This is a genomic window from Luteibacter rhizovicinus DSM 16549 (assembly GCF_001887595.1).
Classification (GTDB): Bacteria; Pseudomonadota; Gammaproteobacteria; order Xanthomonadales; family Rhodanobacteraceae; genus Luteibacter; species Luteibacter rhizovicinus.
Genome location: NZ_CP017480.1, coordinates 1599562 through 1621896 on the forward strand (window position 1 = coordinate 1599562; position 22335 = coordinate 1621896).

At 63.3% G+C, this 22335-nt stretch carries 20 protein-coding genes; 11 read left to right on the top strand and 9 right to left on the bottom strand.

Annotated features, from left to right (window positions below):
• Position 1 precedes the first annotated feature (1 nt).
• The 3 genes from recF to dnaA form a co-directional block, all read right to left on the bottom strand.
• Entirely contained in the window at positions 2-1084 is a 1083-nt protein-coding gene (gene recF, locus BJI69_RS07265) for a DNA replication/repair protein RecF (protein WP_046968128.1), read from the bottom strand.
• A gap of 88 nt (positions 1085-1172) precedes the next feature.
• Complete coding sequence (dnaN, locus tag BJI69_RS07270) at positions 1173-2273, bottom strand: DNA polymerase III subunit beta (RefSeq protein WP_046968127.1); 1101 nt, start codon at positions 2271-2273, stop codon at positions 1173-1175.
• 211 nt (positions 2274-2484) lie between these two features.
• Entirely contained in the window at positions 2485-3834 is a 1350-nt protein-coding gene (gene dnaA / locus BJI69_RS07275; RefSeq protein WP_046968126.1) for a chromosomal replication initiator protein DnaA, read from the bottom strand.
• Positions 3835-4023: 189 nt separating this feature from the next.
• Between dnaA and rpmH the strand changes: the two genes are divergently transcribed.
• The 4 genes from rpmH (at position 4024) to mnmE (ending at position 7713) form a co-directional block, all read left to right on the top strand.
• On the top strand, positions 4024-4158 hold the full coding sequence (gene rpmH / locus BJI69_RS07280; RefSeq protein ID WP_008211413.1) for a 50S ribosomal protein L34: 135 nt from the start codon (positions 4024-4026) through the stop codon (positions 4156-4158).
• Positions 4159-4172: 14 nt separating this feature from the next.
• A complete protein-coding gene (gene rnpA / locus BJI69_RS07285; RefSeq protein ID WP_052767231.1) occupies positions 4173-4553 on the top strand; it encodes a ribonuclease P protein component in 381 nt (126 codons plus the stop codon).
• Positions 4554-4623: 70 nt separating this feature from the next.
• On the top strand, positions 4624-6318 hold the full coding sequence (gene yidC / locus BJI69_RS07290) for a membrane protein insertase YidC (protein WP_046968125.1): 1695 nt from the start codon (positions 4624-4626) through the stop codon (positions 6316-6318).
• A 51-nt stretch (positions 6319-6369) separates the two neighbouring features.
• On the top strand, positions 6370-7713 hold the full coding sequence (mnmE, locus tag BJI69_RS07295) for a tRNA uridine-5-carboxymethylaminomethyl(34) synthesis GTPase MnmE (protein WP_046968124.1): 1344 nt from the start codon (positions 6370-6372) through the stop codon (positions 7711-7713).
• Between the two features lie 22 nt (positions 7714-7735).
• Here the strand turns inward: mnmE and BJI69_RS07300 are convergent, their stop codons facing one another.
• Positions 7736-8611, bottom strand: coding sequence for a LysR family transcriptional regulator (locus BJI69_RS07300; RefSeq protein WP_046968123.1), 876 nt, complete (start codon positions 8609-8611; stop codon positions 7736-7738).
• A gap of 155 nt (positions 8612-8766) precedes the next feature.
• On the opposite strand from BJI69_RS07300, the gene BJI69_RS07305 reads away from it, so the two are divergent.
• From BJI69_RS07305 to BJI69_RS07315, 3 genes are all read left to right on the top strand, one after another.
• On the top strand, positions 8767-9525 hold the full coding sequence (locus tag BJI69_RS07305) for an SDR family NAD(P)-dependent oxidoreductase (protein WP_046968122.1): 759 nt from the start codon (positions 8767-8769) through the stop codon (positions 9523-9525).
• A gap of 31 nt (positions 9526-9556) precedes the next feature.
• Positions 9557-10204: a glutathione S-transferase family protein gene (locus BJI69_RS07310; RefSeq protein ID WP_046968121.1), complete on the top strand. Its 648-nt coding sequence runs from the start codon at positions 9557-9559 to the stop codon at positions 10202-10204.
• 215 nt (positions 10205-10419) lie between these two features.
• A complete protein-coding gene (locus tag BJI69_RS07315; protein ID WP_046968120.1) occupies positions 10420-11178 on the top strand; it encodes an SDR family oxidoreductase in 759 nt (252 codons plus the stop codon).
• Between the two features lie 18 nt (positions 11179-11196).
• Here the strand turns inward: BJI69_RS07315 and BJI69_RS07320 are convergent, their stop codons facing one another.
• The 4 genes from BJI69_RS07320 to BJI69_RS07335 all read right to left on the bottom strand — a co-directional run bounded on the left by BJI69_RS07320 (position 11197) and on the right by BJI69_RS07335 (position 14975).
• Entirely contained in the window at positions 11197-12108 is a 912-nt protein-coding gene (locus tag BJI69_RS07320) for a LysR family transcriptional regulator (RefSeq protein ID WP_046968119.1), read from the bottom strand.
• Between the two features lie 72 nt (positions 12109-12180).
• The gene (locus BJI69_RS07325; protein WP_244465278.1) at positions 12181-12720 is read right to left on the bottom strand and encodes a GNAT family N-acetyltransferase; all 540 of its coding nucleotides are present in this window, start codon (positions 12718-12720) and stop codon (positions 12181-12183) included.
• 31 nt (positions 12721-12751) lie between these two features.
• Positions 12752-13978: an MFS transporter gene (locus BJI69_RS07330; RefSeq protein ID WP_046968117.1), complete on the bottom strand. Its 1227-nt coding sequence runs from the start codon at positions 13976-13978 to the stop codon at positions 12752-12754.
• A 100-nt stretch (positions 13979-14078) separates the two neighbouring features.
• Complete coding sequence (locus BJI69_RS07335; protein ID WP_046968116.1) at positions 14079-14975, bottom strand: LysR family transcriptional regulator; 897 nt, start codon at positions 14973-14975, stop codon at positions 14079-14081.
• Between the two features lie 113 nt (positions 14976-15088).
• On the opposite strand from BJI69_RS07335, the gene BJI69_RS07340 reads away from it, so the two are divergent.
• The gene (locus BJI69_RS07340; protein WP_046968115.1) at positions 15089-16138 is read left to right on the top strand and encodes an NAD(P)-dependent alcohol dehydrogenase; all 1050 of its coding nucleotides are present in this window, start codon (positions 15089-15091) and stop codon (positions 16136-16138) included.
• A gap of 174 nt (positions 16139-16312) precedes the next feature.
• On the top strand, positions 16313-17485 hold the full coding sequence (locus BJI69_RS07345) for an MBL fold metallo-hydrolase (RefSeq protein ID WP_046968114.1): 1173 nt from the start codon (positions 16313-16315) through the stop codon (positions 17483-17485).
• A 5-nt stretch (positions 17486-17490) separates the two neighbouring features.
• On the opposite strand, the gene rtcR is transcribed toward BJI69_RS07345, so the two are convergent.
• Complete coding sequence (rtcR, locus tag BJI69_RS07350) at positions 17491-19080, bottom strand: RNA repair transcriptional activator RtcR (RefSeq protein WP_046968113.1); 1590 nt, start codon at positions 19078-19080, stop codon at positions 17491-17493.
• Between the two features lie 173 nt (positions 19081-19253).
• Between rtcR and BJI69_RS07355 the strand changes: the two genes are divergently transcribed.
• Both BJI69_RS07355 and BJI69_RS07360 read left to right on the top strand, forming a co-directional pair.
• Positions 19254-20810: a vWA domain-containing protein gene (locus BJI69_RS07355; protein WP_046968112.1), complete on the top strand. Its 1557-nt coding sequence runs from the start codon at positions 19254-19256 to the stop codon at positions 20808-20810.
• Between the two features lie 294 nt (positions 20811-21104).
• Positions 21105-22325 carry an RtcB family protein gene (locus BJI69_RS07360; protein ID WP_046968111.1) on the top strand — a complete coding sequence of 407 codons (1221 nt, stop codon included), beginning with the start codon at positions 21105-21107 and terminating at the stop codon, positions 22323-22325.
• The last annotated feature ends 10 nt before the right edge of the window (positions 22326-22335 follow it).

The window sequence follows — 22335 nt, forward strand, 5'->3', positions numbered from 1 at the left end:
ATTATAGCAAAGCCGAGACGACACCCTGTTCCACGTGGAACACAGTGACCGGCTGCTCGATGAGGGCGGATGGGATCTCGGTTCCCGTCACGAAGACCTGGACGTCACGGCCGAGAAGCTGGGCGACGACCCACTCTTGATGGGTACGATCGAGCTCCGATGCAAGGTCGTCGAGGCAGACCACAGGCCACTCTCCGCGGATTTCAGCGTGCAGTGACGCCTGCCCAAGAAGGCATGCCAGAGCGCAGAGCTTCTCCTGCCCACGGGACAGGTGTTCCCGCAGCGGTGCGTGCTCGAAGCTGACGGTGAAGTCGGCGCGGTGCGGGCCAACCGTGGTGTGGCCACGAGCCAGATCGCGGTGCCTCCGCTCTGTCAGCGTGGCTAGAAGATCGGCGGTTTCGTCCCAGCCCGGCTTGTAGCGGAGCGCGAACGCACCGAGCTCGGGCAGGACGTTTCCCATAAAACCCTGGATGTGAGGTAGAAGCCGCGCGATGTAGTCACGGCGCATGGTGGTGATTGCCTCCCCCGCTCCTGCCAGTTCGGATTCCCAGGGCTCGATGAGACTGGGTTCGGCCGGCCCGCCATTCCGCAGCAGTACGTTCCGCTGCTTCAGCGCGCGTTGATAGCGCCGCCACTGCCCCACGAAGGAATGTTCCACGTGGAACAGGCCCCAATCGAGGAACCGACGCCGTTCATCCGACGCCCCGGCGATCAGGTCGTGCGAGCCCGGCTCGAAACACACCACGGCGCATTCCTGGACGAGAGCGCCCAATGACGCAGCGGCATCCCCGTCGACCCGTGCTACCCAACGTCCGCTCTCACGGCCAAGGCCAAGACGCCGGATCCGCCCGTCATCCGAATGGACCTCAGCAAACACTGAAAGCGTTGCAGCGCCGCGCTTGAGAAGAACATCCCGCGATCCGGCACGAAACGAGCGGCCATGCGAAAGCAGATAGGCCGCCTCCAGCACGCTGGTCTTCCCGGCACCGTTGGGACCGACGAAAACATTGATCCCGGCGGCCGGCGACAGAGTTACCCCATCAAGGCAACGTAAACCGGCGATTCTGAGCGAGTCGAACTTCATGCCAAACAGGTTCCCGTCCAAAACGAACGACGCCGGGGTGTCGAAGACATCCCCGGCGTCGTGGGCCGAACTCTAGCTTGCCTGGCCGTCAGAGGCGAAGCGGCATCACCACGTGACGCGCCTCGTCATTGCCCTCTTCCTGGAGAAGACAGCTGGACTGGGCATCGCGCAGGTTGATCCGAACCTTATCGCCACGAAGCGCGCTCAGCGCATCGAGCAGGTAACCCACATTGAAGCCCACGGCCAGATCGTCGACGACGGTTTCGGCTTCGACTTCTTCCTGGGCTTCTTCCTGCTCGGGGTTGTGCGCGACGATCTTGATGCGGCCTGGCGTCAGCTCGAGCTTCACGCCGCGGTACTTCTCGTTCGACAGGATGGCTGCGCGCTGCAAAGCGCTTTTCAGCACATCGCGTTCGATCGTCGCTGATTTATCGGCACCGAGAGGGATAACGGCTTCGTAGTCTGGAAAACGACCATCGATGAGCTTGGAGGTGAACATGACTCCACCGCGGCGAACGCGAAGATGGTTACGGCCGAACTCCAGTTCGACCGTGCCCTCCCCCGACTCGAGCAGGCCGATCAGCTCATTTACACCCTTGCGGGGAATGATGATCTGGCGACGTGCGGAAACGGAGCTCTCGAGCTTGGTTTCCTTGAGTGCCAGGCGATGGCCATCGGTAGCGACGCAGCGCAGCGTGTGCTCCTGGAGATCCAGCAGCATGCCGTTGAGGTAATAGCGGACGTCCTGGTTGGCCATGGCGAAGGCCGTGCGGTCCATCAGATCGCGAAGGACTTCTTCCGGCAGCGAGACACGCTCGACCAGTTCGATTTCATCGACGACCGGGAATTCCGTAGCGGGCAACGTGGCCAGGGTGAACCGGCTACGGCCTGCGTTGAGCGCGATACGTTCGCCGTTGAGCTTGATATCGATCTTGGCGCCATCGGGTAGCGCACGAACGATGTCGAACAGCTTGCGAGCCGGAATCGTGATTTCGCCTTCCTGGACCGCATCGGCGGCCGTGGTGGCGACCATCTCGACTTCGAGGTCGGTACCGGTGAACGAGACCTCGCTACCGGAGGCACGAACCAGAAGGTTGGCCAGTACGGGCAGGGTCTGTCGACGTTCTACGACGCCTACCACTTGCTGCAGAGGTTTGAGCAGAACTTCCCTCTGGATGCTGAATTGCATGCGCCCCTTCTCCTGCTTTTAAGTTTTTAAGATTTTATAGTGGTTGTAGTAGGGCCGGTGGATATCTGGAGAAGACTGAATTTTTTAACTATTTCAGTTGCTTACTGTTTGATATCGACTGGACCTGTTGGGCGCTTTCATGTGGGTGGCTTGTGGATAACTTCGAGGGTCAAAACCATCCTCCGTCCATCCACCTATTATCCACAGGTTCTCAGCCCGTCAATATGCGGATGAGCTGTTCCCAGTCCTGACGCATACGCACATCTTTCTCACAGAAACCGCGGATCGTCCGGCAAGCGTGGAGCACGGTCGTATGGTCACGGCCGCCAAAGGCTTCCCCGATCTCCGGGAGGCTGTGGTCGGTCAGTTCCTTGGACAGGGCCATGGCTATCTGACGGGGACGCGCCAGGGAGCGTACACGGCGTTTGGAGAGCAGGTCAGACAGGCGAACCTGGTAGTAATCGGCCACCATCTTCTGGATGTTGGGTACGGTCACAGCCTGTGCGTGCGTATTGAGAAGGTCGCGTAGGGTCTCCTCCGCGAAGTCCGTGGTGATCGGCTTACGGTAGAAGTTAGCGCGAGCCGCCAGCGTGTTGAGCGCGCCCTCGAGGTCACGCACGTTGGAACGGATGCGCTTGGCCAGCAGCATCGCCACGTCCTCCGACACTTCCATGCCCTTGTCGGCTGCCTTGGAAAGGAGGATCGCTGCGCGCGTCTCGAAGTCCGGCGGTTCGATCGCCACCGAGAGACCCCAGCCCAGACGGGACTTCAGCCGCGGCTCGAGCTTGTCGAGCTCCTTCGGATAGCGGTCGCAGGTGAGGATGATCTGCTGCTTTGCTTCAAACAAGGCATTGAACGTGTGGAAGAACTCTTCCTGCGTCGTGTCCTTGCCGGCGAAGAACTGGATATCGTCGATCAGCAGCGCGTCCACCGTGCGGAAGCGGCGCTTGAACTCGTCCATGCTCTTCTGCTGCAGGGCCTTGACCATGCCGCTGACGAACTGCTCGGAGCGCAGGTAAAGCACCTTGGCGTCCGGGTTGTTCTGCATGAGCAGGTTGCCAGCCGCATGCATGAGATGGGTCTTACCCAGGCCCGTGCCGCCATAAAGAAGCAAGGGGTTATAGGCACGACCAGGATTCATCGCCACCTGCATCGCCGCGGCCTTGCCCAACTGGTTCGACTTACCCTCGACGAAGGTATCGAACGTGTAGTGCGGATCGAGGTTATGCACGTGGGGCGCTTCGGGCGCGGCCTCGCGGGCAGGGCGCGCAGGCGCCGCCGCCGGGGACGACGCCACCGGACGCTGGGGTACAGCTCGTGCGGCGGACGAGCCCACTTCCAGTCGCACGGGCACCGGATGTCCCAGGAGGTGTTCGGCGATCGTCTGGATCTGTTTCAGGTACTCATCGCGGACGGTGTCCAGCGAGTACGGATTCGGGGCGTAAAGATGCAGCCCGCTGGCGTCTTCCCTGGCCTGCAAAGGCATCAACCAGGTCTGGACGTCCTCGGCGCTCAATTCGCCTTCAAGACGCTCGAGACAGCGCCTCCAAAGATCACTCATCGGGTATTCTTGCCACAGAAAGGGCGCTTGCGCGCGGGGTGGACGGCGAAGTCTACCAGCGATCCGCCCCTCCCTCGGGGTTCGCCTTGCCGCGCCCCCGCCGCTGTCCCGCGGCCAAGCGGTTGACACCTCAGCGGAATGTCGGCCATACTTTCCGGCCATATTCATTCTTCACCCGGATTAAGAGTCATGAAGCGGACTTTCCAGCCCAGCAAGCTCAAGCGCGCCCGCACCCACGGTTTCCGCGCCCGCATGGCGACGGCCGATGGTCGCAAGATCCTGAACGCGCGCCGCGCGAAGGGTCGTAAGCGCCTGATCCCGTAATAGGTTCGCCTGTCGTGCGAGCCGCAGCCCTGCCGCGTGATGCGCGGCTCCGCCGCGCCGCCGACTTCGCAGCATTGCGAACTGTCAGCGGTCGCCTCGGCGGCCGCTGTTTTCTTTTGCGCTTCGGAAATAACGACGTCGACACGGCAAGGCTTGGCCTGGCCATCTCCAAGCGCTGTTCCAAGCGCGCGGTCGACCGTAACCGGATCAAGCGCCTGGCACGTGAGGCGTTTCGCCGCGCGCGCATTGCCCTACCCCACGTCGACATCCTGGTCATGGCGCGCGACAGCGCGGTCAAAGAGACCGGCGAAGCCTTGCTGGCCGAGCTCGACATGCTCCTGCGCAAGGTCCGGCCGTTGAAGCGCGAAGGCGCCGACGGCACAATCGCGCGTTGACCTTCTTCTCACCGTCGTCCCCGCCTTTCCCCGTTAAGGGTCCAAGGCGTCATCCGGATCTGGCCCTGCAATGAATCAAACGCGCACGCTCCTCTTCTTCGCGCTCATGTTCGTGGCGTATCTCTTGTGGACGGAATGGGAGAAGGACTACGTCCATCCTCCGGCTCCCCCTGCGCCCACGGGCCAGACCACGGCTGGACAGACCGGCGCGGACGCTGCCGTGCCTGGCGCGACGAGCCCGGCCGGTGTCCCGAACGACTCCGGTGCCCCGGCAGACGGCAAGGCTGAACTGGTCACGCTGTCTAATGACCTGCTTCGCCTGACCATCGATACCCGCGGTGGCAGCATCGTCCGTTCGGAACTGCTGGCTTATCCGACCGAGCCGGAAACCAAGAAGAACCCGACGTCGCCGCCAGTTCGCCTCCTCGACGACGAAGGCGCGCACTTCTTCGCCGCCCAGGACGGGCTGGTCAGCAGCACCGGCGCGGCCCCGGATCACCGCGCGCTCTTCCACGCCGAGAAGACCGAGAACGTCCTCGCCGACGGCCAGAAGTCGGTCAGCGTCGATCTGACCTGGACGGATCCGTCCGGCGTGAAGGTGACGAAGCGCTACACCTTGAAGCGCACCGATTACGTGGTCGACCTCGACCAGCGTATCGAGAACGGCTCGACGGCCGTCTGGAACGGTAACGCCTACCACCAGCTGCAGCGCGTACCCGCCGAGAAGGTCAACTGGTTCAAGGCCTATACCGATCCGGCGCAGCACAGCTTCTTCGGCGCCGCCTGGTATAGCCCGGAGAGCAAGTTCGAGTCGCTTCCCTTCGTCGACTTCACCAAGAAGCCGCTCAACCGCCAGATCACTGGCGGCTGGGTAAGCATGCTGCAGCATTACTTCTTCGTCGCCTGGATTCCGCCGGCAAACGAGGCTGTGACGTACAGCAGCAACATCGTCGATCCGAACTCGGCGACGCCGCGTTACCTCGTGCGTGCCTTCGGTCCGGCGATCCAGGTTGCCCCGGGTCAGGCCGCCGACAGCATTGCTCGCCTGTATATCGGTCCGAAGCTGCAGGGCACCCTCGACGTCATCGCCCCAGGCCTCGAGCTGACCAGCAACTACGGCTGGTTCACCATCATCGCCCAGCCCCTGCACTGGTTGCTGTCGCAGCTGCATGCGATCAGCGGTAACTGGGGCGTCGCGATCATCCTGCTCGTGTTGCTGATCAAGGCCGCGCTGTACAAGCTCACCGATGCGCAGTTCCGCTCGGGTGCGCGCATGCGCAAGCTGCAGCCGCGCGTCGCCGCGCTCAAGGAGCGTTACGGCGACGATCGCGTGAAGATGCAGCAGGCGATGATGGAGCTGTACAAGAAGGAGAAGGTGAATCCGATGGCGGGCTGCCTGCCCATCCTGATCACCTTCCCGATCTTCATCGGCCTGCTCCGCGTGCTGTCGGAATCCATCGAGCTGCGCCACGCGCCGTTCTTCGGCTGGATCCACGATCTGTCCGCGCCGGATCCCTTCTATGTGCTGCCGGTGCTGTACTTCATCGTCACCCTGCTCACCCAGCGCATGATGCCGACGGCGGGTATGGACCCGACCCAGGCCAAGATGATGAAGGTGATGCCGTTGATCTTCGGCGTCTTCTTCGCCTTCTTCCCCTCGGGCCTCGTGCTCTACTGGACGATCAACGGTGCGACCAGCTTGCTCCAGCAGTGGTACATCAACCGCAGCGTCGACAGGGCCGACATCAAGGCCAAGACCGCATAACCCCCGGGCGGCGCGTCGAAAGACGCGCCGCTTGGCTATCGAAGGCAGGCCATGAATCACGGCGACGACACCATCGCGGCCATCGCTACCGGCGCCGGCGCGGCCGGGGTCGGCGCCGTTCGCGTTTCGGGGCGTCTGGTTCCCGAGATTGCGAAAGCCTTCCTCGGTCGCGAACCGTCGCCACGTCATGCCCACTTCGCTGCGTTTCGCGACGGCGACCGTGAGCTCATCGATCGCGGGATCCTGATTCACTTCCCCGGCCCCGCCTCCTACACAGGCGAGCATGTGCTCGAGTTGCAGGGGCATGGCAGCGCCGTGCTTCTCGATGCGCTGCTTCGCCGTTGCATTCAGCTCGGTGCGCGGCTCGCGCGCCCCGGCGAATTCACCGAACGTGCGTTCCTCAATGGGAAGCTCGATCTGGCACAGGCTGAGGCAGTGGCCGACGTTGTCGCCGCCACGTCGGAAGCGAGCGCACGTGCCGCACTTCGATCGATGGAAGGTGTGTTCTCCGCGCGTGTCGATGACTTGCTTGCGGAGATGATTGCACTACGCGTCCACATTGAAGCAGCGATTGATTTCCCGGAAGAGGAGATCGACTTCCTCGCCGATCCGGTGATTGGTGAGCAACTCGCATCTTTGCGCACGAACCTGAATGCATTACTCGTGGAAACGCGTCGTGGCGTTCGCCTCAACGACGGCATCACGGTGGCGATCGTCGGTCGGCCGAATGCCGGCAAGTCCAGCTTGATGAACGCGCTTGCGGGGCAGGAGCGCGCCATCGTGACGAACATCGCGGGTACGACGCGCGATGTGCTGCGCGAGTCGATCAGCATCGATGGCGTGACGCTCGAGTTGGCGGATACGGCGGGGCTTCGCGATTCGGTCGACGTGGTCGAACGCGAAGGTATCCGACGCGCGCGTGCGCAGCTCGAACGTTGCGATGTCGCCATCCTTGTCACCGAAGCGGAACATGCGTCAGCGGATCTCGCCTTCTTCAAAGGGACACCGGCACAATCCGCTCGCATTGTCGTCATCAACAAGATCGATATCGCGCATGTGCCGGCGCATCGCGACGCGCACGAGGGTCACGACACACTCTGGCTATCGGCGCTGACAGGCGACGGCCTGGACGCACTTCGCGCGATGTTGAAGGATCTCGCGACCGCGGGTGCCAGCGATGGTGCATTCAGTGCACGGCGCCGCCATGTCGTCGCGCTCGAGTCGGTTGATGAACACCTTTCACGAACGGCGGACGCGTTGCACGGTTCGCACGCCGGGGAACTCGCTGCGGAAGAGTTGCGTCACGCGCAGCAGGCCTTGGGCGAGATCACGGGCGCGTATTCGTCGGACGACCTGCTCGGGGCGATTTTCAGTTCGTTCTGTATCGGCAAGTGAGTGAAGCCGCATCAACCTATGCTTAGGACGTGGCGCTATTCAAGCGAGAGAGAAATTCCTCAAGAATCGGCGATGTGTTGCTTCTGCTGTACCCCACGACAAGATCAAGCATCGGCGGATTCTTCAGCGGTCGGCTGGTAACCGACCACGGCATCAAGTCCTGGATGTACGCCGGAATCAATGCGAGTCCGCGCGTCGAAGCGACGAGGGACATCACCATCGCGGGATTGTCGACGTCCTGCGCGGGTTCGATATCGACGCCTGATCGTGCGAGGTAATCGTCGATCACCGCGCGCAATACTCTCGCCTTGTTGCCCATGGCGACATACGGCTCGCCGACCATGTCCTTTGGCTCGACGACCTTGCGCTTCGTCAGTCTGTGATCGCTCGGCATGAGCATCACCAACGCTTCCTGGCCAATCACCCGGTATTCGAGATCGTGACCGGGCTCTGCGCGCATGAAGGCCACGTCCAGCCTGCCGCGTGCGACGGCGTCGGCAAGGTCGGGCGAGTAGTCACTCGACACCGTGACGTCGATGGTCGCGAGGTCCTGGTGTAGCAACTGCATCGCCCGCGGTAACCACTTCATTTCCAGGCCGGTGAGGAAACCGAGCGCGAAGCGACGTTTGGTCGGTTGCGCGGCGCGACGTGCCGCCTCGACGGCCGCGTCCACTTGCAATAACGCCAGGCGCGCGTGATCGATGAATGCCTTGCCTGCTTCGGTAAGGACGACGCCTCGCGCGCTACGCGTGAGCAACGCAACGCCGACCTGATCTTCGAGGTCGCGTATCTGCCGACTAAGTGAGGGCTGTGAGGTATGCAGCCGCTTCTCGGCCGCCTCGGTAAGACTGCCCGTTTCGGCGACGGCGATCAGGTAGCGAAGGTGCCGAAGTTCCATGGGCCATGCCTAAGAAGTATGTCCACAAGCTTACAAAGTCTTTTTCAGGCGCGCCATAGAGGCATAAATTGCCCACCAAGCCGCCGATCAACACCATTCGCTTACTCTCCGGCGCATTCGATCCCTTCAAAAGCCATATCTCTGAGGAATACGTCATGAGCAACCAACTTTTTGATTTGACCGGCAAGACCGCCCTGGTGACCGGTGCTTCGCGTGGTATCGGCAAGGCCAGCGCGTTGGCCCTCGCCAAGGCCGGCGCCCAGGTCCTCGTCCATTACAGCCGTGGCGAGCAGGAAGCCCAGGCCGTGGTCGAGGAAATCCGGCAGGCAGGTGGTAAGGCCGAGAAGGTCGGTGCGGATCTTCGCGCTGCGCAAGGCCCTCACCAGCTCGCCGCCAAGGTGCGCGAGATCATCGGCGGTCGCCTCGACGTGCTCGTCGCCAACGCAGGTATCGCCGTGTCGGCCACGATCGAGGACACCACGGTCGAGAACTTCGACGACCTCTTTGCTGTGAACGTGCGCGCCCCTTACTTCCTCGTGCAGCAGTTGCTTCCGGTGATGTGCAAGGACAGCACTGTCGTCCTTCTCTCGTCTCTCGCCGCCGATGCCGCCGTCGGTACCTTGTCGGCCTACTCGGCAACGAAGGGCGCGATCGACACGCTGGTGAAGCATTTCGCAGCGGCACTCGGCGAGCGTGGTATCCGCGTCAACGCCGTCGCACCCGGCGTCGTGCCGACCGACATGTCGAGCTTCGCGAAGAGCGACGAAGGCCGCGACTTCACGCTCAGCATCCAGGCCTTGAAGCGAATCGCGACCGCCGACGATATCGCCGACGTCATCACCTTCCTCGCTTCCGATGCATCGCGCTGGGTGACCGGTGACACGCTGCACGTCGATGGCGGATCAAAGCTCTGATTCACTCCCCACATCTATTCGAAGACATCTCATGAACAGCAAAACTCCCACGCTCTACCAGTCCAATAGCTCACCGAACTCGCGTCGTGTTCGCATCTTCATCGCTGAGAAAGGATTGACGATCCCGACGGTCGCCATCGATCTGGGCAAGGGCGAACAGCACGGTGACGCCTACCGCGCGATCAATCCGCGTCGCGTCGTGCCAACGCTCGTCCTGGAAGACGGTACGTCCATTGGTGAAGTACCGGCTATCCAGCGTTATCTGGAAGACGCCTATCCCGATCATCCGCTCTTCGGTACGACGGCTGCGGAGAACGCGCTCATCACGATGTGGGAGCGCCGCTTCGAACTCGAAGGCTTCGCGTCGGTGATGGAAGCGATTCGGAACGTGCTTCCCGGCCTGCAAGGTCGCGCTATCGCGGGACCGCACGATTACGAGCAGATTCCGGCGCTCGTGGAGCGAAGCAAGCAGCGCGTCACGAATTTCTATGGAGACCTCGAGGCGCGGCTGGCGGAAGTGCCCTTCGTTGCCGGTGAGCGATATACCGTGGCTGATATTACGGCGCTGGTGACCGTCGACTTCGCGACGAAGGCTATCGATATGCCGGTACCGGCAGCGAACGTTGCGACCCAACGCTGGTATGCGCGTGTCAGTGGCCGGAGTAGTGCTGCCGCCTGAGGAGCATCGCCGCTGAAGCGGCTCCCACATGAGGCGGCTTCCACATGAAGCGGGCCCCACAGGATGCCGCTTCATACCGATTGATGTGGGACCCACATAAGTCAAAGCGGAAATGAATGGCTACTGCCCTTCCTGGTTCGTCGGTAACTTGTCCTCAACGAAACGCGTCGCCGACCTCGACCCCGAGGCGGCGGCCAACTCACCGAGGACACACCATGAAAATCAGCGGCAATACCATCTTCATCACGGGCGGCGGTTCGGGCATCGGTCGCGGTCTGGCTGAAGCGCTTCACGCCAAGGGCAACAAGGTCATTATCGGCGGTCGTCGCCGCGGTCATCTCGACACCGTTGTTGCTGCGAATCCGGGTATGAGTGCCGTGCAGCTCGACGTCTCGGATGCCGCGGACATCGAGCGAGTCGCTAAGCAACTCATCACGGAATTCCCCAGTCTCAACGTCCTGATCAACAACGCCGGGATCATGGAGCTCGATCACGCGGTGGGTCGCCTCGACGACAAGCAGCTGGTCTCGACGATCACGACCAACCTGGTCGGCCCGCTGCGTCTCACCTCGGCACTCATCGATCACATCAAGACCCAGCCCAACCCGACTGTGGTCTACAACAGCTCGGTGCTGGCTTTCGTCCCGCTCGCGTTCACGGCCGTGTACTCCGCAACCAAGGCAGCCCTGCACTCGTATGTGCTGTCGCAGCGCTTTCTTCTGAAGGAAGACGGCGTCAAGGTGCTCGAGATCGCCCCGCCGTGGGTCCGTACCGAACTGATGAACAGCCAGGAAGCCGAACTCGCCATGCCGCTCGACCAGTTCATCGCCGAGACGATGGCTGTGCTGGAAACGGATGCCGACGAGATCCTGGTCGATGCAGCCCGCCCGATGCGCGACAACGCGGGTCCGGCGGAACACGCCTTCGTCAACGGCTTCAACACCCAGGTCTCCGCCATCTTCGGCGGCGGCTGATCGCGACGCGGTCGCCCGTCAGGAAGGCAGGCGACCGCCCAGACCGGCATCGATGGCCAACTCGGCCACGAGATGCTCGACGACGGCACGCGCTGCGGCGCGTGTCGCGCGTCCCAGCGGGAAATAGGCGTATACGGGGATATCCACCGTCTTCCAGTCGGCCAGCAGACGTACCAGTGAGCCGTCGGCCAGCTCCTGGCGGCAGGCCCAGCTCGTGGTCGACGTGATGCCCATCCCGGCGACAGCGGCAGCCACGGCACCCTCGTTTTCATTCGTGCTGAAGTGTGATTCGAGCTCGATCGTCGTCCATGTGCCGTCGCGCTCGAACTGCCAGCCGCTCGGCACGACCGATGCGGGTCCGGAGACGATACGATGACCGACCAGCTCGTCGGGCGATGTCGGCGTGCCCGCTTCTGCCAGATAGGCGGGTGAGGCGACGACCATGCGGTCGATCACCACCAGCGTCTTCGCCGTTCCACTCGGGTCAGGCTGCGAGCCGGCACGTATGGCGACATCCACGGCATCGCGGACCAGATCCTGGCGACGGTCCTCCAGCAACAGCTGCAGTTCCACCTTGGGATGTCTGGCTGCGAACGACGCGAGGCGTGGAATGATTTCCCGCATGGCGAAGCTCGTCGGCATGCTCATGCGCAACAAGCCGCGCAGCTCGCCGGCGTCTCGCACGCTGTGTTCCGCATCGTCGAGCGCGAGAAGGATCGGTTCCATGCGCGCGAGGAATTCCGAACCGGTCTCGGTCGGTACTACCGCGCGCGTTGTTCGCGAGAGCAGACGCACGCCAAGATCCGATTCGAGATCGGCGATGATCCGCGACGCCTGCGATTGCGACAGTCCGCACTCGCGCGCGGCGGCGGAGAAGCTGCCGAGGCGCGCGACGCGCGTGTAGAGCTTGAGCGCGAAGATGTCTTTCATGCCGGAATCCCGAACCCGCGGATGGAGTGATTGCCCGCATCGACGATAGCGGAATTCTGTTCGGCCAGTCCGTTACAGCGCCCGGCTCATGAGGACGTCGCGCTGGGCATCACCGCCGACATGGAAGATGTGCTCACCCACGGCGACAAACCCCCATTTGGCGTAGAAGCGGATGGCTCTTGCGTTATCTTCCCAGACACCTAGCCATACGCCATCTGCACCACGCTTGACGGCGTCGCGTAGTGCAGCCTCCATGAGCATGGCTGCCACGCCCTTGCCATGCCAGGGCACATCGACGTAGATGCGATGGATCTCGACAGGTTGGGAGGCGGTCACGCCGTTCGGGCGATTTCCAGGGCGCACCTGCGCGAAGCCCGCGATGACATCGCCGTCCTTGACGAGCAAGGTCGTCGTATCCGGATCACCGATCTCGGCGCGCTGGAGCGCCTCGCCGTAGCTGCTTCGGCAATGCTCCGCCATGTGACCGTCGGTGGTGGAGTCCCCGAACGTGGCGCGGAAGGTGCGTTCCATCACGTCGGCGAGCGCGGCTGCCTGCGCGATGGTTGCGACGCGAAGGTCGAACGAGGTCGGTTCGGTAGGGTGGATCATCATTCAATGAATCTACAACGGCGCACGGCGGCAGTCAGCAGGGTTCGGCGGCCACGCCAGAGATCGTCCGCTTCTCGGCGGCCACGGATGCCGCCCAGATACCGAGTCCCGCAACGGCGAGCAGACTGCCGACCCAACCAGGTGAGGTCCAGCCGTAACCACCCGCGATAGCCAGGCCACCAAGGAAGGGGCCCAGTGCATTCGCTGTATTGAATGCCGAATGGTTGAGCGATGCGGCGAGACCCTGTGCATCGCCTGCCACATCCATCAGACGCGTCTGCAGCACGGTACCCAGGGCGCCGCCAATGCCGATGCAGAACACATCCAGGCTGAGCAGCCAGATGTTGCCGGCGGTGAACGGGAAAACCGCGAGGATCACCATGCTCCACACCAGCAGTACGCCGGCGGTGCGCATGAGCGCGCGATCGGCGAACACCGGCACCACCATGTTGCCGATCGTCATGCCGACGCCGAACACGCCCATCACCCAAGGCACCGAGGACAGCGGCATCTTCGTGACATTGATCAGGATGTCGGCGAGATAGGTATAGACCGCGAACATGCCGCCGAAGCCGATCGCGCCGATGGCGAGCGTGTACCAGACCTGCGATCGCTTCAGCGCACTGAGTTCGCGCAGTGGACTGGCTTTGGCATCCGAAGGCGTGTTCGGCGCGAAGACGGCAACCGCCGTCATCGTCAGCACGCCGAGCACGGCGACCAGGGCGAACGCCCAGCGCCAACCTACGGCCTGGCCCAGCCAGCTGGCCAGCGGTACACCGACGATCGTCGCGACGGTGAGACCGAGGAACATCTGGCCGACCGCGCGTGTACGCCGGTTCGCCGGTACCAGTGACGAGGCGACCAGCGCGGCCACGCCGAAGTAGGCGCCATGAGGCAGGCCGGCGAGGAAGCGGAACACCAGCATCCAGTGGTAGTTCGGCGAAAGACCGGTCAGGCCGTTGAACACGGTGAACATCGTCATGAGGATGAGCAGCAGCCGGCGACGCGGCACGCGTGCGCCCAGCACCGTCATCACGGGCGCGCCGACCACGACACCAAGCGCATAGGCGCTGATCGTGTGGCCGGCGGTCGGCGCGTCGATACCGAGGCCCTCGGCGAACAGGGGCAGCATGCTCATCGAGGCGAACTCGGTCGTTCCGATGGCGAAGCCGCCAACGGCAAGCGCAAGGATCACCAGACCGACGTGCGGCGCGCGGACGGGCGGGGTACCCGGATCAAGAGCGGGTGCGGAAGCGGACATGGGGGACTCGGGACGTTGGGGGTCGGGTGCGTGGTGCACCGCAACATGGCCCTAGGATACGCCTTGCACGCGCTTGCACCAAGCGCTGACGGGGTGAGTCTCAATCACCGCGATCATCCCGGACCAGGTCGATGAAGGCCCGTAGGGCCGAGGTCACCCGGCGCTGCCGCGGGTAATAGAGCATGAAACCCGGGTACGACGGACACCAGTCCTCGAGCACCCGGACCAGCCGGCCTTCGCGGATCAGATCGGTCACCTGGTCCTCGAGGACGAAGGTCAGGCCGACGCCGGTCAGCGCCATATCCAGGGAGAGCCGGAAGTCCGCGAAGGTGAGCCGTCCCGGCACATCCACGTCGAGCTTGCGTCCGCCCTGCTCGAATTCCCACTTATAGATGCGCCCGCTGGGAAAGCGGAACCGGATGCACTCGTGGCGCATCAACTCGTTGGGGTGCAAGGGTGTGCCGTGGGCGGCCAGATACCCTGGCGTGGCGACACAGACACTTCGATGGGCTCCGCCGATCGGCACGGCGATCATGTCCTCGGGGACCTGCTCGAGGAAGCGGATGCCCGCGTCGAAGCCTGAGGCGACGATGTCGATCAGGCCGTCGTTATCCACGGCTTCGAAGCGGACGTCGGGATACGCGGCCAGGAACCGGGGCAGCAGCGGCGGCAGGATCAGCTGGGCGGTGATGCGCGGCATGTTGATCCGGAGCGTGCCCGAGGGCGCCGCGCGAAAGTCGTTCATCTCCTCCAGCGCATCGCCGACATCGCGCAGGGCCGGCTCCAGCCGTTCCAGCAGCCGCTGCCCGGCCTCGGTGAGCGAGACGCTTCGCGTGGTCCGGTGAAACAGCATCACGCCGAGCCGTTCCTCCAGTCCTCGGATGGCATAGCTGATAGCCGAGGTGGACAGCGTCAGCTCGGCCCCCGCCTTGCGGAAGCTGGCGTGGCGGGCGACGGAGGCGAAGGCGGCGAGGTGGGAAAGATTGTCTGGGCGCATGATTGTGCAGGATAACTCAACGGTTCATCCCGGAATCCCCGCTGGCCGCGCCAAAGCCCGCGACGTATTGTTGTGGACTACCGATCAAACCCCCAACGATAAGGACGACTCCCATGATCGATGTCCGCGGATTTGCCGCCAAAAGCGCAACGACCTCCCTCGTTCCGTTCACGTTCCAGCGCCGCGAGCCGGGTGAGCACGACGTCCGTATCGAGATCCTCTACAGCGGTGTCTGCCACTCCGACCTGCACCAGGCCAAGGGCGACTGGGGCAATTCGGTGTTCCCGATGGTCCCGGGTCACGAGATCGTCGGCCGCGTGGTCTCCGTCGGCTCGGCCGTGAAGAAGTTCAAGGTCGGCGACTTCGCCGGCGTGGGCTGCATGGTCGACTCTTGCCGTACCTGTGAATCCTGCAAGCAGGATCTCGAGCAGTACTGCCTGACCCACACCAGCTTCACCTACAACGGCACCGAGCAGGACAAGACCACGCCGACCCAGGGTGGTTACTCCACCGAGATCGTCACCGAAGAGCGCTTCGTGGTGAAGATCTCCGAGAAGCTCGACCTCAAGGCCACGGCTCCCCTGCTTTGCGCCGGCATCACCACCTACTCGCCGCTGCGCCACTGGAAGGTCGGCAAGGGCCAGAAGGTTGGCGTGATCGGCCTCGGCGGTCTCGGCCACATGGGCGTGAAGTTCGCCAAGGCCCTCGGCGCCCATGTCACCATGATCACCACCTCGGCCTCGAAGGGCGAAGACGCGAAGCGCCTCGGCGCTGATGCCGTCCTGCTCTCCACCGACGCGGACGCGATGGCGGCACAGGGCGCCAGCTTCGACTTCCTGCTCAACACGGTGCCGGTGTCCCACGACATCAACCCGTACACCAACCTGCTCAAGCTGGACGGCACCATGGTGCTGGTCGGCGCGCTCACGCCGCTCGACGGCGTCGTCGGTGGCAGCCTGATGCTCCCGCGTCGCACGATCGCCGGTTCGGCCATCGGCGGCATGGCCGAGACCCAGGAAATGATGGACTTCTGCGCCGAGCACAACATCGTCTCCGACATTGAAGTGGTCGACATGGCTTCGATCAACGAGACCTATGTGCGCCTGGCGAAGAACGATGTGCGCTATCGCTTCGTGATCGACATGGCGACGATGCCGGCGTGATCTGACGCCACCATCGGAGCCTGATGCAACACCCATCGCCGACAAGTCGGCTCCTACAAAAGCAGCCCACCGCTCATATAGGAGCCGATTCATCGGCGATGCTTTTCGGCACGCGATAGCTTTCCCTGTGTGCCGTGAACTATCTTCAAGCCCGGACACCGCTAAGGACACGGTTTGAAGCGCTTCCTCCGCTACACCCTCATCCTGCTCGCCCTTCTCGTGGCCTTCGTCGCCATCAGCGCGTGGCCGAACATCGGCACGCTGCCCGACGCCGCGCAAACCGCGAAAGACGCCAGGTCGCCCGAGTGGCGCAACGGCAAGTTCGAAAACCCGCTGCCGATGTATACCAACGTCAAAGGCGGTGTCCTGCAGATGTTGGCGTCGGCACCCGGCGAAGAGCCCGATGCGCCCGTGCCGACCGTGGATTCGTCCGCGGTATACAGGACGCCCCCGGCATCCGGCTTACGTGTGACCTGGTTCGGCCATTCATCGATGCTGATCGAAATCGATGGCACGAACATCGTCGTCGATCCGCTGTGGAGCGAGCGTGCTTCGCCCTTCTCATGGCTGGGTCCGAAGCGCTGGTACGAACCGCCGGTTCCCATCGATCACCTGCCGCATATCGATGCGGTCATCGTCTCGCACGACCACTACGATCACCTCGATCGCGCGTCTATCCAGGCCTTCAATGCCCTTGGCGTGCGCTTCATCGTGCCGCTTGGTGTCGGCTCCCATTTGCGTGGCTGGGGCGTGCCCGCCGAACGCATCACCGAGCTGGACTGGTGGCAGGACGCCACGGTGGGCAACCTCAGGATCGTGTCCACGCCGTCACGGCATGCGTCGGGCCGTCTCTCCGCCCGCAGCGACGTCACGCTGTGGACGGGCTACGCGTTGATCGGCGACAAGCACCGCGTGTTCTACTCCGGCGATACCGGCTTCAACGACACCTTTGCCGATGTCGGCACGAAATACGGTCCGTTCGACGTCAGCCTCATTGAGTCGGGCCAATACGACGCGCAGTGGCCCGACTGGCACCTCGGTCCCGAGCAGGCGATGAAGGTGCATGAAGAAGTGCGCGGTAAGGTGCTCATCCCCGTGCACTGGGGACTGATCAAGCTTGCGCATCACGCCTGGACCGAACCACCGGAGCGCATCCTCGCCGCGGCGAAGTGCAGCCATGCCGACGTGCTCGTGCCGAAGCCGGGGCAGGCGGTGGAACCGACGATGCATCCCGTGATTCCGCGCTGGTGGCCGTCGCAACATGTGGCGACGGCGAAGGAAAAGCCGATCGTCGCTTCGACGCATGGCGATCCTGCGCAGAAGTTCGACGTGTCGACCTGCCCGTGATCGCGTCAGCGCCTCGCGATAACGTCCCAACTCAGCTCGTAGCGGGCCAGATACTTGCGAAGACGGTCGGCGTCGTTCGTGCTCGCACGCTTGCTCCGTGAGGCGGCGAACAGTTGTCGGCCCGCTTCCGAGAGGCTGCGGCAGCGCTGGCAAACGGCGATCACCTCGCGAAGCTGGAGGCGGTCGAAGAGGTCGAGATCATTCACGGCCTCGCCCAGGAGTTCTCGCAACGCGTCGCCCTCGCTTTCCTGCCGCCATAAGCGCCGCAGGCGCCCTATCTCTTCGTCCACGCACGCCCGGTTGATTCGCCCTGCGGGTGCCAGCGTCGCCATGCGTGTCACCGACGCGCCGAGATCGCGGAAGTTGCCGGACCACGGTGCGTCGCTCGACATCGCGAAGGCGAGATAGACCTCGCGCGCTTCCTTGTTGAAAGTGACGCGTCGGTTCTCGTCCCGTGCGTAGCGCTCCAGTTCGTAGTCGAGATTGGGCTCGATGTCCTCCATGCGCTCGGCGAGGCCCGGCAGATGGAAGGACCAGATGTTGAGGCGTGCATAAAGGTCGTCACGGAAACGACCTTCGGCGACACGCTTGCCCAGATCGCGGTTGGTACCGGCGATCAACTGGAAATCACTGCTTGCCTCACGATCGCCGCCCACGGGAAGGAAGCGCTTGTCTTCGAGGGCGCGCAACAACATGGCCTGCTCGTCCGCGCCCAGCTCGCCGATCTCGTCGAGGAACAACAAGCCCTTGTCCGCACTGCGCAGCAAACCGGCACGCTCACCGGCGGCGCCGGTATAGGCGCCTTTCACGTGGCCGAACAGGGCGCTCATCGCGCCGTCGCCACGCAACGTGGCGCAGTTCACTTCGACGAAGCGGCCGGTCACCTCGCGGCGGCCCTGCTTAAGTTCGAACAGGCGACGGGCGAGCTGACTCTTGCCCGCGCCGGTGGGTCCCATCAGCAGGATCGGCGCGACCGAGCGGCTACCCACGGTTTCGATCTGTTCGATCATGCGATTGAAGGCGGCGTTGCGTGTCGCAATGCCACTCTTCAGGTGGCTGCGATCTTCCTGCTGCTCGCCTTCGAACCGTTGGGCCAGTCGGTCGTAGCGCGACAGATCGAGGTCGATGATGCTCAGTTCGCCCACGCTGGCGGCGACACCCTGCTTTCTCGGCGGCGACGCCTGCAAGAGGCGGCCGGGCAGGTGACGGCTTTCGGTCAGAAGAAACAGGCAGATCTGGGCAACGTGGGTGCCCGTCGTGATGTGTACGTAGTAATCCTCGTTGTCAGGGTCGAACGCATAGCCTTGTGCGAAGGCGTACAGCGTCTCGTAGACCGACTCGAAGTCCCACGGGTTGGCGATATAGGTGTCGTGAATGCGTACGTCGGTTTCGGGCGAGACCTGGGCGAGATCCTCGCGGATGAGGCGGCTGGTCTTTGCATTGCGCCGCTCGTCGACGAGCAGTTCCATCCGACCGACCAGGAAGTCCTCATGCAGGCCGAGCGACACCGTAGGACGCCACCGTTCCCAACGACCCGGGCCATCGCCCGCATCCAGCTGGGTGCCAACAAACCCGATCACCACCTTGGTCTTCATCACGATCCCAGTAGATAAGACACGAGAAGGCTATATCGTAAATGATCAGTCTGGCATTGGCCCATAACGAATCACAAATCATAAAATCTGCTGTTTATCAATAGGTTGATATCAATCTGGCGCGGTTGGCACGGCTCCTGCTCTCTTAGGCTCAACCCAAGGAGATCGCCACGATGGCCAACCTTCAACTTTTCCAGAGCTCTCGCGGTGCCCAGGCGCCGGCGGCCAATGCGGTCAACGAAGCCGATGGCGACGCCTACCTTCGGGACCCGCGTTCGGCCCTCGCCCTGTATGCGGCCACGGGTTGCCTCAACGGGACTTACTACGCCGATGCGGCGACGCAACTCGCCGCCACGCTGGCTCTATGCGAGTCGGTGCCCGCGGAGTTCGTCGCCAGGGTGGCGATCCATGCCCGCCAGCAGTCGCATATGAAAGACATGCCGGCCTTGCTGCTCGCTCACCTCGCCAACCGGGACGGTGACGTGCTCGAGAAAGCCTTCGCCCGGGTGATCGACAACGGCCGCATGCTGCGCAACTTCATTCAGATCGTCCGTAGCGGCGTGACGGGGCGCAAGTCGCTAGGTTCGCGCCCGAAACGCCTCGTCCGCCAATGGTTGGCCTCGGCCTCCACGGAGGGCGTTCTCGGCGCGGCGGTCGGCGGCAATCCATCGCTCGCGGACGTCGTTCGAATGGTTCACCCGCGTCCCGAGGATGCGACGCGGGACGCGTTGTACGGTTGGCTCTTGGGACGTTCGTATGCGCCGGCCGCGTTGCCGGAGAGCGTGCGTGCCTACGAAGTATTCAAGAGCGACCCGCGCGGCGACTTGCCGGACATGCCGTTCCCGTACCTGACCTCGTTGCCGCTGAGCAAGGCGCAGTGGAAAAGCATCGCCATGCGCGGCACCTGGCAGGCGACGCGAATGAACCTCAACACGTTCGCCAGGCATGGCGTGTTTTCCGACAAGGAAGTCGTCGGGGTGGTGGCGAAGCGACTGCGCGATCCGAAGGCGATCGCACAGGCACGAGTGCTGCCGTACCAGCTGATGGTTGCCTATCGGAATGTCTCGGCCGATATGCCGGAGCGGATCGTCGACGCCCTGCAGGATGCGATGGAGATCGCGACCCGCTCCGTGCCGAAGCTTCACGGCAAGGTGGTGGTCGCGGTCGACGTGTCGGGCTCGATGGCCTCGCCTGTCACGGGTTACCGCAAGGGCGCAACGACGGTGGTGACCTGTGTCGAAGTCGCGGCACTGATGGTCGCCTCCTTACGTCGCGCCAACCCGGCGATCCGGGTCATGCCGTTCGACACGGAAGTGCGGGAGGTGCGGCTCAACCGGCGCGACAGCGTGATGACCCAGGCGAAAACCCTCGCCGGCATGATCGGCGGCGGCACGGCGGTAAGTGCACCGATAGCGAAGTTGGCAATGCAGAAGGCGAAAGTGGATCTGGTGGTCATCGTGTCCGACAACCAGAGCTGGGTGGACACGCGTGGCGGAGTGGGCGCCACCGAGACGATGCGCCAGTGGCAGGCCGTCAGGGCGATCAACCCGAAGGCACGCCTTGTCTGCATCGACCTGCAGCCGTATGCCACCAGCCAGACAGTCGAAGGAACGGCAGGCGTCACGCACATCGCCGGCTTCAGCGACGCCGTGTTCGAACTGCTGGCCGACGCCGCGCGTGGCGACACGGCGGGTCAATGGATAGAGCGGATCGAAGCGACACCGCTCTGAACGAGGTAATCCCCCGACGGGAATGGGCCCGTCGGGGCCAACGATTTCAACCTGCGGCGAATGCCGGTGGAGCTACTGGGTAAGCCTTCGGGCTAGAGGGTTCGAGCCCCTCACATGCAACATCGATGCTTCACCACTTTTGTCGCCGCACCTTTTCAAACCAGCGGATGCCAACGGAACTACCGTGTCGCGGGTTCGATTCCCGCCGGCCGCCCGGCCGTAGCTCAGGGGTAGAGCAGCCGTTCCGTCTTTATTGCCGCTTGATGCAAGATACGAATTCACAAGGAAGACGATATGAGTACGACCGCTTACGAAGTCATCAACGAGCCGGGTGCCGCACCGATCAAGCTGTGGACCCGCGGTGTGCCGCTGGAAGCCGAAGCACGCCAGCAGCTGATCAACATTGCGAAGCTGCCCTTCATCCATGGCTGGCTGGCCGTGATGCCCGACGTCCACCTGGGCAAGGGCGCCACGGTCGGCTCGGTGGTGCCGACCATCGGTGCGATCGTCCCGGCGGCCGTCGGCGTCGATATCGGTTGCGGCATGATCGCTACGCGGACGACGCTGACCGCGTCGGATCTGCCGGACGACCTGCGCGATCTGCGCCATGCGATCGAGGCGGCGGTACCGCACGGCCGTACAGTGGGAAAGCGCGATAAAGGCGCCTGGGCCACGCCACCGAAAGCCACGGAGGATGGCTGGCACGAACTGGTCGCGGAATTTGCGCTGATCACGGCGAAGTATCCGAAGCTGGCACGCACCAACAACCTGCACCACCTCGGTACGCTCGGCACGGGCAACCATTTCGTCGAGATCTGTCTCGACGAGGAGCAGCGCGTGTGGTTCATGCTGCACTCCGGCTCCCGTGGCGTGGGCAATGCCATTGGCAACCACTTTATCGAGCTCGCCAAGCAGGACATGCGCCGCTGGATGATCAACCTGCCCGACCAGGATCTGGCGTACCTGCCGGAGGGCAGCGAGCATTTCGGCGACTACGTGTTCGCCGTGGACTGGGCGCAGCGTTTTGCGCGGACGAACCGGGCCATCATGATGCGTCACGTGATCGAGGCGGCGCGCAAGATCATCGCCAAGCCGTTCGACGCGTGGTCGGAGGCGGTGAACTGCCACCACAACTACGTGAGCCGCGAGAAGCACCTGGGCAAGGACGTCCTGGTTACCCGTAAGGGGGCGGTGAGTGCGAGGAAGGGTGAGCTCGGCATCATCCCGGGAAGCATGGGAGCGAAGAGCTTCATCGTGCGTGGCCTCGGTAACGAGGAAAGTTTCAACAGCTGCAGCCACGGCGCCGGGCGTGTGATGAGCCGCACCCAGGCGAAGAAGCAGATCACGCTCGAGGAACACCGCAAGGCGACGGCGCATGTCGAGTGCCGCAAGGATGCCGATGTGATCGACGAGTCGCCGGCGGCGTACAAGTCCATCGAAGCCGTGATGGCGGCGCAAGAGGATCTCGTTGAAATCGTCCACACTTTGCGCCAGGTCGTCTGTGTGAAGGGTTGAAGGAAGTCGC